This window comes from Paenibacillus sp. URB8-2, from assembly GCF_013393385.1.
Taxonomy (GTDB): Bacteria; Bacillota; Bacilli; order Paenibacillales; family Paenibacillaceae; genus Paenibacillus_AQ.
The window spans coordinates 1,353,017-1,368,120 of sequence record NZ_AP023239.1 but is presented as its reverse complement, the minus strand read 5'-3'; the positions used below and the strand labels follow the sequence as shown (position 1 = coordinate 1,368,120).

Here is a 15,104-nt window from a genome sequence, read left to right as displayed (position 1 = left end):
GAAATGAATTGTCTTTTACGAAAGAGAGATCAAATCGAATTTGCCGTTATCCCATCAGCTGCTGAAGTGCTGCAAACTTACGGATTAACCTTGGTTTCGAAAGTTTGCTTGCCGCCTACGAATTTCAGTACAACAGCCGCTTTAACCGGGTCATGCGATTCGTTCATCGAAATTTTGCCAGTGGCAAGCTGCAGATCTTTGGTCGCTGCCAGAGCATCTTTGATCTTGGCCGGAGTGGCTTCCCCTGCGCGGGTAATAGCGTCGGCTACCAGCTTAACAGCGTCATAGCCAAGGGCTGCCATGCCGTCCGGTACTGCATCACCGTTGCCCGCTTTGTATGCGTCAACGAAGGACTTAACTTCAGGAGCAGTATCTTCCGGCGAATAGTGGTTGGACATGTAAGTGTTGTCCAAAGCTGCTGCACCTGCGATTTCTGCAAGCTGTGGAGAATCCCAGCCGTCGCCGCCCATGAACGGAACCGTAATTCCCATTTCGCGGGCCTGTTTCAGGATTTTGCCGACTTCTTCATAGTAGCCTGGCAGGTAGATAACATCCGGGTTAGCTTCTTTAATACGTGTCAGTACGGCTTTGAAGTCAGAGTCCTTTTGTTGGTAAGACTCTTTGCTCAGGATTTGTCCGCCGTTCTTTGTGAAAGTCTCTTCAAAGAAGGTTTGCAGACCTTTAGAGTAGTCACTCGAAGTATCTGTGTAGATAACAGCCGTTTTTGCTTTCAGCGTGTTGCTTGCAAAGTTAGCCATTACTTGTCCTTGGAAAGGATCGATAAAGGAAGCGCGGAACACCCACTCATTCACTTTGCCGGAACGCTCATCAACCGTAACTTTCGGGTTGGTTGCAGAGGAGCTTACGAGCGGAATTTGTTTCTCTTGAGCAACCGGAACGATTCCCAATGTGTTAGTGGAAGTCGTTGAACCGATAATGGTTACCACTTTGTCGTTGGTAATCAGCTTTTGCGCGGCTTGTGTTGCTTCTTCGGATTTCGAAGCGTTATCGGCTTCAATCAATTCAAGCTTCTTGCCGAGGACACCGCCTGCATCATTGATTTCTTTAACTGCGAGCTTCGCGCCTTTCAGAGCCGAGTCGCCGAAGGAAGCCTGGCCGCCCGTGAGCTCAAGGACAGCCCCGATTTTGATAGTGTCTCCGGCAGAGTTGCTGCCGCTTGCGGAATTTCCGCTGTTCTCTGTCTTGTTGCTGCCGCAGCCTGCTGCCAATACAGCAGTCAGTACTGTCGACAAAATAATGGCCCCGATTTTCTTCATTGTTCTCCCAGCCTCCCAGATAATTTAATTTATATGTTGGTTCTGTGATGCCATGATTAGAACTAACCGCGTTAGTGCCCGAGATAAGCCATTTTGATTTCTTCCGAATCCGCCAATTCCTTGGCGTCTCCTTCCAGTACGACTCTGCCGGTTTCCAGCACATAAGCGCGGTGGGCGATTTTGAGTGCCTGATGCGCATTTTGTTCAACCAGCAGCACGGTCGTTCCGGCCGCGTTCACTTCCTGGATAATCTTAAAAATATCCTGTACCAGAAGCGGGGCAAGGCCCATGGACGGTTCATCCAGCAGCAGCAGCTTCGGATGTCCCATAATGGCGCGTCCCATAGCGAGCATCTGCTGTTCGCCGCCGGACAGTGTTCCGGCCTGCTGCTTCTTGCGTTCCCGAAGACGCGGGAAGGTGTTGTAGACCTTCTCGAAATCGGCCGCCAAATTGCTGGAATCCTGCAAATAAGCGCCGAGCTCCAGATTTTCCTCTACAGACATATTGGCAAACACGCGTCGTCCTTCGGGGCAATGGATCAGCCCCTGCTTGACGATCGCCTGAACGCTCTGGTTCGTAATGGATTTCCCCAGAAATTCAATGCTTCCGGTCTTCGGCTTAAGCAATCCCGAAAGCGTCTTGAGAAGCGTCGACTTGCCGGCGCCGTTGGCTCCGATCAGCGTAACGATCTCTCCCTGGTTGACGTTGATGCTGAGGTCCTTCAGAGCGTGAATGGCTCCGTAGTATACGTTGATTCCCTGTACTGTAAGCATAGCCTTTACGCCTCCTGTCCCAAATACGCTTCGATAACCTTCGGATTGCTCCGGATCTCGGACGGCGTACCGTTTGCGATGAGTATTCCGCGGTCAAGTACATAAATCCGGTCGCAGACTCCCATAACAAGCGACATGTCATGCTCGATGAGAAGAATCGTAAGGTCAAATTCCTTGCGGATCCAGGCGATGAGATTCATCAAATCGCGCGTCTCGTTCGGATTCATACCGGCCGCCGGCTCGTCGAGCAGCAGCAGCTTCGGTCCGGCCGCAAGCGCACGCGCGATTTCAAGGCGCCGCTGGTTGCCGTAGCTGAGATTGCCGGCAAGCTCTTCGCTTTGATCATCGAGATTGAATATTTTCAGAATATCCATCGCCTTCTGCGTAATTTCGCCCTCCCCATTGAAATGCTTCGGCAGGCGAAGCATAGAGGTGAACATGGAGTGCTTGGCATGCTGGTGAAAGGCAATTTTGACGTTATCGAGCACTGTCATAGCTGTAAACAGGCGGATGTTCTGAAAGGTGCGTGCTGCTCCCTTGTGATTGATCTTGTATGGTTTCATGCCGCCGACCGACTCATTGTTAAGGATAATACTACCTGTGGAAGGCGGGTAAACACCGGTCAAGAGATTGAACAGCGTCGTTTTGCCGGCGCCGTTCGGTCCGATCAGACCAATCAATTCGCCTTTATTGATATGAAGAGAAACCTCGCTGAGCGCCTTTAGTCCCCCGAAGGAACGGCTGGCTTCCTTAACATCAAGAAGCACTGCTGTCGCCGATGCCGCCATTTGCCTTCGCCTCCTTTTTGCCGAACTTCTTGAGAGAGAATTTCGTGCTTCCAAGCAGACCGCCTGGACGGAAAATCATCATCAGAATCAGAACGATCGAATAAATAATCATGCGCCATTCCGGGAAATCCCGAAGGTAAGTATACAGAAGGGTGACGAATACAGCGCCGACGATCGAACCGGCCGTGCTGCCGAGCCCTCCGAGAACGACCATAACAAGAATCTCGAACGACTTCAGGAAGTTGAAACTGCCCGGAGTGATGACGTAGAAGGTATGAGCCGACAGACCTCCGGCCATCCCGGCGAACAGGGCGCCGATCGTAAAGGCAATAACCTTGTACAGCGTCGTATTGATACCCATGGCTTCCGCTGCGATTTCGTTCTCGCGGATGGCGAGACAAGCCCGGCCGTGTGTGGATCGGATAAAGTTATTAATCAGAACGACCGTAACCAACGTAAACAGGAACAGGATGGTCCATGTCGACTTCGCAGGAATGCCGCTGAGACCCGAAGCGCCGCCAACGTATTCCGTATTCAGCATAATAATACGAATAATCTCGCCGAAGCCAAGCGTCGCGATAGCCAGATAGTCGCCGTTCAGCCGCAGGGTCGGGATTCCGATCAGCACGCCGCATAACGCGGCCACCAATCCGCCAATAATAATCGCCACAACGAAAGGCGCGTCATAGTCAAGCGTAAGAATCGCCGAAGTATATGCACCTACGGACATAAACCCGGCATGGCCGATGGAAAACTGTCCGGTAATCCCGTTAATTAGGTTGAGCGATACCGCCAGCATAACGTTAACGCAGATCAAAAGAAGCATCGATTTCGATACATCATTAAGAACTCCCGTTGTTAACAGAACTTGTACGACCCCATATAAAGCCAGGGCAGCGATAATGCCCAGCCAGAATTTTTTGTTCATCTTTTTCACACCGTTTCCCTCCTACACTTTCTCCCGGACATTCTTGCCGAACAGCCCGGATGGTTTAAAGATAAGGATCAGGATCAGTACGGCAAAGGCTACGCCGTCACGCCAGGAGGAATATCCGAGCGAGGAAATTTCTGTCTCTACCGTTCCTAACAGCAGGCCGCCTACAAGCGCACCCGGAATGCTTCCGATGCCTCCAAGCACTGCAGCGACGAAAGCTTTCAGCCCCGGCATAACGCCCATCAGCGGATCAACAGAGTTGTAAGTCATGCCGAAAATCACGCCGGCCGCTGCCGCAAGCGCCGATCCGATGGCGAAGGTTGCCGAAATGGTACGGTCTACGTTGATCCCCATCAAACGCGCCGCTTCCATATCGAACGATACCGCCCGCATCGCTTTGCCGGTCTTGGTATAACGTACGATGTATTGCAAAATAATCATCAGAATAATCGTTGTAATCAAAATCATGACCTGGTTCGATTCCACCTGGATAGAAGTACCGAACAATTGGTACTGCTTCTTCGCCAGAATGTCCGGGAAACCTTGAGCTTGCGGTCCAAGCACGAGCACTCCGGTATATTCCAGCAAAAAGGATACGCCGATTGCCGTAATCAGCGCAGCAATCCGTGTGGATTTACGCAGCGGCTTATAGGCCAAACGTTCAATTGTGATGCCAAGCAGCGCACTGACCGTCATGGAAAAAATCAGAGATATTATGAGAACCAAAACCGGAGGAAGGCCGGCCGATGCCAGATATCTGGCACTGAACAGTCCAATAAACGAACCAACCATAAACACATCCCCATGTGCAAAGTTGATCAGCTTGATGATCCCGTAAACCATGGTATAACCCAAGGCGATCAGCGCATAAATGCTGCCTACGGAAATCCCGTTAATTAACTGTTGAATAAAATACTCCATCGCCATCCCCTTTTCCCTTTTTCATCGTCAATCCCTCTTCTCTCTTACATTCTTTCTTTTTAATGATGTTACCTATATTAACATATGTCCTTTTTTTCGTCACTAAGATTTTGGTGCATTCCAAGAAATTTCGAAATTCAATGTGATGTTTGGCAACTTTAAATGTAAACTTTGTGTTATATAGTGTAACAATTTATTAGAAAAGCAGAGCATTATGGAGAAAAACGGAGATAAATCAATGTGGGCCGAACGTGGAATTTTTTCCCTAAACGAATATAAAGCTTTATTTTGTAGCATTTAATATAACATTTCTCTCTTTAAAGCACTATTCCTTCAAATTATTAAAGAGTTAATTCATCACATTTTTCGATGACCCTTCCTTTAAAAAAGGTGAAATATGCTTGATTCTTCTCTCGTTATGCTTGAAAGCCGCTTGAGAACAAAAAAAGCCCCCTCTCGGGAACTCTTTCTTCTATTATATATGTATCGTGTTCATCAAACCTGCCAAGTTTAAAACAGCCGCACATTTCAGATGAAATATGGCGGAGAGAGAGGGATTCGAACCCTCGCACCGCTTACGCAGTCTAACCCCTTAGCAGAGGGTCCCCTTATAGCCACTTGGGTATCTCTCCAAGAAAATGGCTCCCCGAACAGGACTCGAACCTGTGACAACTCGATTAACAGTCGAGTGCTCTACCAACTGAGCTATCAGGGAACATTTTAATGTGAACAAGACATAATTTATCACGATTTCACACTACAGTCAAGAGCGGGGGAAAACCTGGGAAATCGCTTACGAAGGCTGCTTAAAAATGAAGCTGCTCTCCGTCCGATGGAATGAGCACGCCGCCGAGCAACCCTTTCTGTTCGAGCCTTTCCCGAAGTTTATCCCTGGTTAGCAGACAGTGGTTAATCGCATCCATGTGGACGGCTACCACTTTCGTTCCGGGAGCATGGCCGCATAAATGCACGATATCTTGTTCGCTCATGGTAATGGGACACCCAACAGCAAACCTCGCTTCGCCCGCATTTACGACTGCAACTTCCGGCCGATGCGAGTCAAGCGCCTCCCGCACCTCTTCGCACCAGATCGTATCTCCGGCGACATAGAGCACAGGCTCATCAGGCGCACGGAATACAAAGCCGGATACCGGGCCCATCTGCCGTCCGATGATTCCGGTGCCATGTCTCCCTCCGGTCCGAGTCACCCTCACACCCCGGAATTCCGCCTCATGCTCAATAGAAACTGCTGCGGTAAAGCCTTGAGAAGCGACCGCTTCCCCGTCCTCGTGCTGGCAGAACAGCGGGACGTCTTTGGGAAGCAGAGACGCCGCCGCGGGGTCCCAATGGTCATTGTGAAGATGGGTCACGATTACGGCGTCCGGTTTTAGCCACCCTCCCACCGGGCCGGGAAGATCGACGAGCGGATTTCTCCGGTCATTGCCACTTTTCATGATCGGCGGATATGAGCCTTGTCCACCGAGCATCGGATCGATCAAAAAGGTCGATCCCCCGTATTCCAGCCAAAGTGACGCATTTCTTATCAATTGAAGCTTCATAGGGATGCACTCCTTCTTTTCCATGAGTTCTGCTACAATTAAGTATAATTTTCCTCATGGTTTGGAGTACATCATCCGGTGAAAGGATTAATCCGGATTTATTTTCATACAGAAAGGAATTCATTGATGATGGGCCAAGAGCATATAGACGAGACCGATCTGCTCATTCTGCGGCAGCTGATACACGACTCCACACTTAGCCATAAGGAGATCGGCATGACGGTTCATATGACGGGGCAGGCTGTGGGGGCGCGTATTCGCAGGCTGCGGGAACTGGGCGTCATTACGGGATATTCGGTCGGTTGGAATCCGGAAAAGCTGGGACTTCACGTACACGCCTTGATAACCGTATTCTTAAATTCAGGCGGCGCCCACCGGACATTCCTGCAGTTCGTTGAAGCCGAGGAAGAGATTGAAGAGGCTCACCGTGTCAGCGGCGAGGGCTGTTATTGGATGAGGGCGCGCACGCAAAGTCCGGAACGGCTTAACGCTCTGCTCGACCGGCTGCTCAAGTATGGCAACTATAAGGTAAGCCTCGCCATCGGCCAGATCAAATAGGCAGCGGCGTTAACTCGCCTGTCGACTGACGGTTCCTGCTCCCTCCCCTATTGCTTCCCTTTAGGCTCGGCACCTTCAATAGCCGCAAGCTGGAGCGGTCCGGCGCAATTCCCGCAGCGGTAGCGCTGCGGATTCACCTTGCGCTTGCGGAGATACTCCGTGCTGCACTGCTTGCAAATAAGCTTGTAGCGGTAAGGCAGCGGCTTTCTCGCCTTCGCTCCGGGAAGGTTCTGACAGTACCGGCTTCCTCCCACCCGGGCGAGCAGCGCCTTGAAGTCGGCGTCGCGGTGCCGGTACCCTCTTTTTGCCAGATGGAGATGGTAGTGGCAGAGTTCATGCTTGATGATCTTCTCCGTTTCTTCTGGTCCGTACGCCGCAAGCTGGTGGGGATTGATCTCTATGTTATGACTCTTCATAAAATAGCGTCCTCCCGTGGAGGACAGCCTGCCGTTAAACGACGCTTTATGGCGAAAAGGCAATCCGAAGCTTTCCCGCGACACCCGCTCAATCCAGCGCTGCAGTTCTTCGTTGGTCATGCTCATGATTTTGGCGGCTCCGTTTCTTTAACGCGCTCGGCGCTTGCTGCAATCTGTACTTGAATTGTAACTTGCGCATACGCTACACTTCAAGAAGGAAGACAAGGACGGAGGGAGAATGACTATGCCGAAAATGCGGTATGTAATTTTGCAGCAAAATCAGGAGCTTCAATTCGTGGAAATGCCGGAGGATTACGCGTATCAGCTCAGTGCGCTCAATCTTAGACTGAATAAGGAGATCGACAAGCTGACGGCCGAGAATGTGCCCGATCTGCCGCTTGCGGTGGCTGAATGCGATTCCCTGGAGCTGCTTCGCGAGCAGTATTCGCTGGAATCCGGACTCGATTATATCAACCGGCTGGAGCGGGCTTTCGCCTCCATTCAGGAGCAGAACTATCCGCTTATTTCCCTGCTGACGGAAATCCGGGCGCTGCAGGCGCAGCTTGAGCAGTGGTATGAAGAAGAAAATCTTATATTGTGAAAAAGACTTCCCGGCAGCCGGAACGCGGCAGCATTCATCTTCGGCTTGAGGCGCACCATTGCCCAACTCCTCACATATGTTAACATACCTAAGCACGCAGAGGAGGGGTTCCCTTGCCGCAGTGGCTCAGCCATCAGCTGATGAAAGCTTATTACAAAAAAGACCGGCGACAAATCAAGCTGCTGAACGAATGCTGGTTCTTCTACCGGGATTCCGCAGTCAAGCGTTAAGCTCAGTCCGTCCGGTTTGGCGCCGAGCTGTCTAAGAGCCGTTACCGGTTTGCCGTGCCGGCAAGCCTTATGAATGCCCTAAATTCAGATCAGATCCATCTCTTCTCTAAAGGGATGGATTTTGTTTTGCCCAGCTTAAGGAAGCAATCAGAATTTCGGGAATACATATCGGACCAGGAAATACAGAAATCCGAAGAAAATAATAATATAGGCGGCCTACTTGGTTGTCTAACCGAAGCTTCGTTTGGACGGCCAGGAGCCCTGCAGCTTGCGGACCAGCACAATTTGTCCCGTATGATAGGCATCATGCAGGATAAGGCTCATGACCTCCTCTCCGGGAGCATGCCCCGAGCCTCCCCAATCGTACGCACCTTCCCCCAGCGCCTCGATAACTTCACGCAGATCGGCATGGGTTTTTTTGAGGCGGGAAACAGCCTGCCCCCAAGCTTCTTCACCGCTTTCCGACACCGTAAACGTAGCGTCGTTGCTCTCCAAATTTGGCAGCTTGGGCAGACCCTTCAGCTTCCGCAGCAGCCGGTCCTTATAATAAGTGAGATGATTGACCGTCTCCCAAATCGAGTTGGCGGCTTCTCCCTGCGGCTTCCATAGCGCCTGTTCGCTGTTAACGCCATCCAGCGCATCCCTCAGCGGCGGCGCCCAGTCCTCCTGATCCATCGCATAATCCCAGTTTTGGAGCAGAACCTCACTAATTTTGTTTTGCATGTAAAGCCTCCTCAATGTGCATTGTAACTATCTATAACGATAACAATGGTTACATCAAAAATGTAGCATAATATGGATCGCAGTTCAAGTAACTAGCAAAACTTAGTTTTAACTGTTACAATGTAACTGTATGAAAGGAAGGATAGATTATGCTGTGGGATGATTTTATTAACAGCTACTGGCGGGATTGGAGAACCGGAGACAAGACCAAAGACCGGGACCGTCTGGAAGATTCAGAGTGGCTTACGTCCTGGCTTTCCGCCCATGGACTGCCTGCCATCCCCGACCCGGACTCCGCACAATTGCATGAGCTCAAGAAGCTGCGCGGCTGTCTTTTTGATGCGGTCCGGGAAATTGTGGATGGGAAAGAGCCTGCTCTGCTGCCGGAGCGCTTGAACCCCTACATGGCTGCTGGACCTGTGATGCGGCGGGCGGCTACGGACGAAGAAGGACGGATTAAGGTGGCGCTGCTGCCGCTGCGGGCCGATTGGGAGCAGGTGATGGCGGAAATCGCCGCCTCTTTTGCCTCGGCTCTGGCGGAAAAAGAAGAGTCGAGATTTCGCATATGCGACAATCCCGACTGTCTTTGGGTCTACTATGACGATACGCGCAACCGTTCCAAGCGCTACTGCGACGATAAAGCCTGCGGCAACCTGATGAAGGTCCGAAGGTTCCGGGCCCGGAAGAAAGCGGAGCAGTAAGAAATGGGCCTATTCCAAAACATGGCGTGGCGAATCCACCTAACGGAACCGTCAATTAATACAGCTAAGAAGAAACGGCTTCGCCGTCCTCTGGAAGAGGAAGGCATCCGTTTCTCGTAAAAATATCAGGTTAAGGATAAGCGCGAAGCTTATACTTTCTGATATTTCCACGAAAAAACGGCCTGGATCTCCAGGCCGTTGTTATTTTATAGAGCCAATTCCCTCATTCTGATCCTATGTTAAACGATAGAGCGTTCAGCTTTTACTTCGACTTGCTTCACTTCGAGCGGTTTCTTCCACAATCCGAACACCAGAGCGGAGATAACCGAACCGATCGCAACCGACAGCAGGAACAGCAGGGCGTTGTTTGCAAGCGCCGCTACAAAAATGCCGCCGTGCGGAGCCGGAATATTAATATGCCACAGCTGAGTCAATCCTCCGGCAACAGCCGAACCCAGGATACAGGAAGTCAGAACGCGCATTGGGTCAGCAGCCGCAAACGGGATTGCGCCCTCGGTAATGAAGGACAGGCCAAGCACATAGTTCGTGACACCGGATTTGCGCTCATCTTCCGTGAATTTATTCTTGAAGAACGTGGTTGCCAATGCGATCGCAAGCGGAGGAACCATACCGCCGGCCATAACAGCCGCCATCATCAGACCGTTCGTATTGCCGCTGGATGTGAAGACGCCAATAGCAAACGTGTAAGCCGCTTTATTGAAGGGACCGCCCATGTCAATTGCCATCATTCCGCCGAGAATCAGCCCAAGCAGAATGGCGTTGCCGGTTCCGAGGTTGTTCAGACCGCTGATAAGACCTGCATTGATCCAGCTAAAGACCGGATCGAACAGGTAGAACATAATGGCGCCGGTAACGAGAAGACCGAATACCGGGTACAGCAGAATCGGTTTGAGACCGTCGAGCGTCTTAGGCAGACCGGCGAACACTTTGCGCAGGCCGATAACGATATAACCGGCCAGGAAACCGGCGGCAAGACCGCCAAGGAAACCGGCATTGGAACTTGCGGCCATAAAGCCGCCGACCATACCTGGCATCAGCGCCGGGCGGTCACCGATGCTCATTGCGATGAAGCCGGCCAGGATCGGAATCAGGAAGTGGAACGCTCCGTCACCGCCGCCGATGGTCTGCAGAAGCTTGACAATCGGATTATCTACGCTTGCAACTTGCTCAAACAAGAAAGAGATTGCGAGCAAAATGCCTCCGCCGACTACAAACGGCAGCATGTGGGAGATGCCGTTCATCAAATCTTTATAAATCTTGCTGCCGACGCTGGTCTTGCCCGCGGATGGCGCATCCGAAGCGGCCTTGCCGTCGTTGCGGTAAATCGGAGCATCACCGGCCGCCGCTTTGCGGATCAGCTCTTCCGACTTGCGGATACCGTCGCTTACCGGTCTTTGCAGCAGCGGTTTGCCGTCAAAGCGGGCCATTTCCACCTGTTTGTCGGCGGCTACGATAACACCGCTTGCCCGCCGGATTTCGTCGGGAGTCAACACATTCTTCGCACCCTCGGAACCGTTGGTTTCCACGCGGATATTGATTCCGAGTTCTTTGGCCTTCTTCTTAAGAGCGTCTTCGGCCATGAACGTATGGGCAATGCCTGTAGGACACGCGGTAACTGCGACTACAAACGCTTCCAAGTTGCTCGGGTTGCCTACGATCATTCCGGCTGCAGACGGTTGTTCGGCTTGGGCTTTTTTGGCCTCTTCCGCTTGTTTGGCCGCTTCCTGCTGTGCCTGCTTGGCGTCGAAGAGCGCCGTCACTTCATCCGGTGTCCGGGTATTCTTCAGCTCGTCGATGAATTCGGCATCGATCAGCAGCCGGGAAAGAGCGGCAAGCGTACGCAGGTGCGTGTTGCCCGCGCCTTCAGGAGCGGCGATCATGAAGAACAGATGCGCCGGCTCTCCGTCCAGAGTATCGTAGTCCACGCCTTTGGCGCTTTTGGCAAATACGACAGTCGGTTCATTGACCGCTTTGGTCTTCGCGTGTGGCATGGCAATCCCGCCGCCGATACCGGTGCTGGACTCTCCTTCGCGCTTCAAAATCATTTCCTTAAACAACACTTGATCGTTGATGCGGCCGCTTTCGGCAAGGCTGGCAATCAGTTCATCGATCGCAGCTTCCTTGGTTGTAGCTTTCAGGTCCATGACCATGGTCTCTTTAATCATCAGATCTGTAATTTTCATTTAAGTTCAACTCCCCGTAAATTCATAAATGAACGTATTGCACGTTTTGTCATTTTGACGATCCTGCATATTAAAGGGTTATAATCTCAACCTGCGGACGCAGCCGCTCGATCTCCTCCTTTGTTGCCAGGTCATCCGAAAATGCGGTAGCGCTTCCCGACGCGACTCCCGTGCGGAAAGCTTCAATCGGATTTCCCGTAAGGAACAGTGTGCCGACAAATCCGGCTATCATCGAATCGCCCGCGCCTACGGAATTCTTCACCGTCCCGGACGGTACAGTAGCGCGGTACACCTCATTTTTGGTAATAAGCAAAGCTCCCTCGCCTGCCATGGAAATCAGCACATTCTTTGCGCCCTCTTCCAGGAGCTTGCGGCCGTAAGTGACGATCTCTTCCACAGAGTGAATCGTAACACCGTACAGTTCGGCGAGTTCATGATGATTCGGTTTGACCAGCAGCGGTTTGTGAACCAGCGCGTCCATCAGCGCCTTGCCGGTGGTGTCGATGACGAATTCCGCTCCGGACTGCCCGCATGCCTGGATCAGCTTCTGATAGAAATCTCCTCCCAGAGAAGGAGGCGCGCTTCCGGACAAAATGACAATGTCGTTCTCCTGCAAATGGGACAGTTTATCCAGCAGCTGCTGGGCTTCCTCGTCACGAATGACCGGCCCCAGTCCGTTAATCTCCGTCTCGTCTCCATGTTTAAGCTTGATGTTAATACGGGTATCATCCGCCACGAATACGAAATCGCTTTGGATCGAGTCTTCACGCAATTTGTCCGCGATATACCTGCCGGTAAATCCTCCAAGAAAGCCCAGAGCCGTATTCCCTACCCCAAGCTGGTCAAGCACACGGGATACGTTAATTCCTTTGCCGCCGGGAAGCTTCAAATCACGCTTCATCCGGTTCAAGTCGCCAAGCTTCAGGTCTTCAACCTCCACGATGTAATCGATGGAAGGGTTAAGCGTCACAGTATAGATCATCGTTCATCCCTCAATTATTTTGGTTTTACTTGCAATGGATTGGCGAAGCCATTCCGGAACGGCATCCGTGATCACGGTAGCCTCGTACAAATCGAACAGTTTGGCAAAAGCAACCTCGCCGAATTTGCTGGAGTCCGCAAGCACGTAAGTTTTGCCGGATAACTGATGGGCCCGTCTCTTAATCAGCGCTTCCTCAGGGTCAGGTGTCGTATATCCCCACTCCGCATCTACGCCATTTGTACCCAAAAAGCATTTATCGAAACGAAAATTGTCCATGTTTTGAAGTGCGATGCTTCCGATAACGGCTTTGGTGTGGCTCTTCATCATGCCGCCGAGAAGATAACTCGGTATACGCTTACTTACAAGTGCTTCGACATGCGACAAGCCGTTGGTCACGACGGTTACGCCCTTGGCATTAATGTGGGGAATCATGGCTAACGTAGTTGTTCCCGCATCCAGATAAATACATTCACCATCGAGCAGTTCGCTGGCGGCCAACCGGGCGATGATATTTTTGGGCTGAATGTTTTTGAATGTTTTTTCATCCATGCCGGGTTCCTGGCTTTTATGAGGCAGCAAACATGCTCCGCCATGTACCCTCTTCAGCAAATTACGGCTCTCAAGATCGATTAAATCCCGCCGTACCGTCGATTCCGAAGCTTCGAGCAAATCCATAAGCTCCTGTATCTTGACGACGCCCTTCTCTTGTAAGCGCTGTATTATCAATCCGCAGCGTTCTTCCGTAAGCATTTACATTCCTCCAACTGACCATATAGTAACATATCCTCAGCAAAAAACAATCATTATTATTCATATTCCCTCAAAAACCTTCAAAATTTTTAGGCAAATATTGCAATTTTGTGAACGCTTACTTTTTTTGTGAAGTAGGTGTTCCTCATCCAACCACAGTTTAAAAAAGTACATATTCAAAGGTTTGGTTTATTAACCAGACCCTACTAATTCGCTGTGAATATAAATATAGAGAATAGGAAATGCAGCGTTGCCTTATTTTATAAGGCATGAAGGAGGGGAGTTATGACATTCGACATCGGATTTACTAGCTTTGTTTTCCTTATGACTATGCTAGCTATTTTCTGGAGACCTGGAGGTATAAATGAAGCTTGGCCAGCATCCATTGGGGCCGGACTAATATTACTTACAGGAATCGTTTCTGGTAATGATGTTGCAGATATCATCCATAAAATTGGAGGGGCGTCTGTTACCATTATGGCGACGATTATCATGGCGGTCATCTTGGAAAGTTTCGGATTTTTCAACTGGGCCGCTGTAAGGCTAGCCACTATGTCTAAAGGCTCCGGCTATCGCTTATATTGGTACATTCAAATATTATGCTTTTTAATGACCTTTTTATTTAATAATGACGGAAGCATCCTGATTACAACCCCCATATTAATATTATTGCTAAAAAATCTGCGGCTAAAACCACATCAAATGATTCCGTATCTATTAAGCGGAGCTTTAATCGCAACAGCTTCCAGTGCTCCTATCGGGGTAAGTAATATTGTTAATTTAATCGCGTTGAAAATTGTTAATATGAGCCTATTTATGTATACAGCAATGATGTTTATACCTGCGACTCTGGGATTATTGTTTATGTCGTTTCTAATATTTCTTGTAGTAAAAAAGAAACTGCCAGAGACATTGCCAGCTGCAGCCTATGACTTAGAGGAACAATTTTTCACTACAAATTTCCATCCGTTAAAGGGGAAAATTTCCGTAGAAACCAAGAAGAAACGAACCCTTTTTATGTTGAAAATATTACTGTTTGTTTTAGCAATGCGTTGTCTCCTCTTTGTTGCATCTTTCTTCTCCATTCCAATTGAATGGGTTGCCGTATTGGGTTCAACCTGTTTACTTTCATGGAGATGGTACCAACTCGGCACGAATCCTGTCGATATACTAAAGAAAATACCGTGGCACATTCTGGTCTTCGCCTTCTCTATGTACGTTATTATTTACGGACTTCATAATACCGGACTGACAACAGTACTGGTAAGAATATGTACTCCAATTGTAGCTCAAGGATTACTGCAAGCAAGCTTGATTATGGGCGGATTGGTTTCCATTCTGTCTAACGTTTTTAACAACCATCCCGCTTTGATGATCGGAACCATTACTTTAACAGAAATGAAGCTTGATCCTATCACATTAAAAACCATCTATCTTGCCAATATTATAGGAAGCGACATAGGTTCCTTGCTATTTCCTATTGGAACACTTGCCTCTCTTATTTGGATGCATATCCTTAGACAAAAGAAGATTAAAATTAAATGGAAAGATTATTTACATGTTACGTTGATCGTTGTCCCATTAACAACCATTGTAACCTTGTTTCTATTATACTATTGGGTTCAACTGATTTTTTCTTAATACTGGAGCGAAGAAGAGCCGTTCATGCACAATGCGGCATCCGTAC

At 49.9% G+C, this 15,104-nt stretch carries 16 protein-coding genes and 2 tRNA genes; 5 read left to right on the top strand and 13 right to left on the bottom strand.

Going from position 1 to position 15,104, the window contains the following annotated elements:
• Positions 1–77 precede the first annotated feature (77 nt).
• The 8 genes from PUR_RS06395 to PUR_RS06360 form a co-directional block, all read right to left on the bottom strand.
• A complete protein-coding gene (locus tag PUR_RS06395) occupies positions 78–1,277 on the bottom strand; it encodes an ABC transporter substrate-binding protein (RefSeq protein WP_179034517.1) in 1,200 nt (399 codons plus the stop codon).
• Positions 1,278–1,348: 71 nt separating this feature from the next.
• The gene (locus tag PUR_RS06390; RefSeq protein ID WP_025333645.1) at positions 1,349–2,050 is read right to left on the bottom strand and encodes an ABC transporter ATP-binding protein; all 702 of its coding nucleotides are present in this window, start codon (positions 2,048–2,050) and stop codon (positions 1,349–1,351) included.
• A gap of 5 nt (positions 2,051–2,055) precedes the next feature.
• Positions 2,056–2,838 carry an ABC transporter ATP-binding protein gene (locus PUR_RS06385; RefSeq protein ID WP_179034516.1) on the bottom strand — a complete coding sequence of 261 codons (783 nt, stop codon included), beginning with the start codon at positions 2,836–2,838 and terminating at the stop codon, positions 2,056–2,058.
• Positions 2,807–3,766 (bottom strand): branched-chain amino acid ABC transporter permease, encoded by a 960-nt coding sequence (locus PUR_RS06380; protein WP_179037781.1) that lies wholly within the window; start codon positions 3,764–3,766, stop codon positions 2,807–2,809. The genes PUR_RS06385 and PUR_RS06380 overlap by 32 nt, the downstream gene beginning before the upstream one ends.
• Before the next feature lie 21 nt (positions 3,767–3,787).
• Positions 3,788–4,693: a branched-chain amino acid ABC transporter permease gene (locus PUR_RS06375; protein WP_179037780.1), complete on the bottom strand. Its 906-nt coding sequence runs from the start codon at positions 4,691–4,693 to the stop codon at positions 3,788–3,790.
• Positions 4,694–5,233: 540 nt separating this feature from the next.
• Positions 5,234–5,325: transfer RNA gene (locus PUR_RS06370), tRNA-Ser, on the bottom strand.
• A 7-nt stretch (positions 5,326–5,332) separates the two neighbouring features.
• Positions 5,333–5,408: transfer RNA gene (locus PUR_RS06365), tRNA-Asn, on the bottom strand.
• Between the two features lie 91 nt (positions 5,409–5,499).
• Positions 5,500–6,252, bottom strand: coding sequence for an MBL fold metallo-hydrolase (locus PUR_RS06360; protein WP_179034515.1), 753 nt, complete (start codon positions 6,250–6,252; stop codon positions 5,500–5,502).
• A 126-nt stretch (positions 6,253–6,378) separates the two neighbouring features.
• Here PUR_RS06360 and PUR_RS06355 point away from each other — a divergent pair, with 126 nt between their 5' ends.
• Complete coding sequence (locus PUR_RS06355; RefSeq protein ID WP_442953779.1) at positions 6,379–6,810, top strand: Lrp/AsnC family transcriptional regulator; 432 nt, start codon at positions 6,379–6,381, stop codon at positions 6,808–6,810.
• 47 nt (positions 6,811–6,857) lie between these two features.
• Here the strand turns inward: PUR_RS06355 and PUR_RS06350 are convergent, their stop codons facing one another.
• Complete coding sequence (locus PUR_RS06350) at positions 6,858–7,346, bottom strand: SprT family protein (protein WP_179037778.1); 489 nt, start codon at positions 7,344–7,346, stop codon at positions 6,858–6,860.
• Positions 7,347–7,470: 124 nt separating this feature from the next.
• Here PUR_RS06350 and PUR_RS06345 point away from each other — a divergent pair, with 124 nt between their 5' ends.
• Together PUR_RS06345 and cmpA are read left to right on the top strand one after the other, a co-directional pair.
• Positions 7,471–7,827, top strand: a complete 357-nt coding sequence (locus PUR_RS06345; RefSeq protein WP_179037777.1) for a hydrolase/acyltransferase — start codon at positions 7,471–7,473, stop codon at positions 7,825–7,827.
• A 113-nt stretch (positions 7,828–7,940) separates the two neighbouring features.
• Positions 7,941–8,057 (top strand): cortex morphogenetic protein CmpA, encoded by a 117-nt coding sequence (gene cmpA / locus PUR_RS06340; protein WP_090834029.1) that lies wholly within the window; start codon positions 7,941–7,943, stop codon positions 8,055–8,057.
• A 228-nt stretch (positions 8,058–8,285) separates the two neighbouring features.
• Here the strand turns inward: cmpA and PUR_RS06335 are convergent, their stop codons facing one another.
• The gene (locus PUR_RS06335) at positions 8,286–8,780 is read right to left on the bottom strand and encodes a DinB family protein (RefSeq protein ID WP_179034514.1); all 495 of its coding nucleotides are present in this window, start codon (positions 8,778–8,780) and stop codon (positions 8,286–8,288) included.
• Between the two features lie 149 nt (positions 8,781–8,929).
• Between PUR_RS06335 and PUR_RS06330 the strand changes: the two genes are divergently transcribed.
• Entirely contained in the window at positions 8,930–9,481 is a 552-nt protein-coding gene (locus tag PUR_RS06330) for a CGNR zinc finger domain-containing protein (protein WP_179034513.1), read from the top strand.
• Positions 9,482–9,720: 239 nt separating this feature from the next.
• Here PUR_RS06330 and PUR_RS06325 read toward each other — a convergent pair whose 3' ends face one another.
• The 3 genes from PUR_RS06325 to PUR_RS06315 form a co-directional block, all read right to left on the bottom strand.
• On the bottom strand, positions 9,721–11,685 hold the full coding sequence (locus PUR_RS06325) for a PTS fructose transporter subunit IIABC (protein ID WP_179034512.1): 1,965 nt from the start codon (positions 11,683–11,685) through the stop codon (positions 9,721–9,723).
• A gap of 70 nt (positions 11,686–11,755) precedes the next feature.
• On the bottom strand, positions 11,756–12,667 hold the full coding sequence (pfkB, locus tag PUR_RS06320) for a 1-phosphofructokinase (RefSeq protein WP_179034511.1): 912 nt from the start codon (positions 12,665–12,667) through the stop codon (positions 11,756–11,758).
• A gap of 3 nt (positions 12,668–12,670) precedes the next feature.
• A complete protein-coding gene (locus PUR_RS06315; protein ID WP_179034510.1) occupies positions 12,671–13,417 on the bottom strand; it encodes a DeoR/GlpR family DNA-binding transcription regulator in 747 nt (248 codons plus the stop codon).
• Between the two features lie 285 nt (positions 13,418–13,702).
• On the opposite strand from PUR_RS06315, the gene PUR_RS06310 reads away from it, so the two are divergent.
• Entirely contained in the window at positions 13,703–15,058 is a 1,356-nt protein-coding gene (locus PUR_RS06310; protein WP_179034509.1) for an arsenic transporter, read from the top strand.
• The last annotated feature ends 46 nt before the right edge of the window (positions 15,059–15,104 follow it).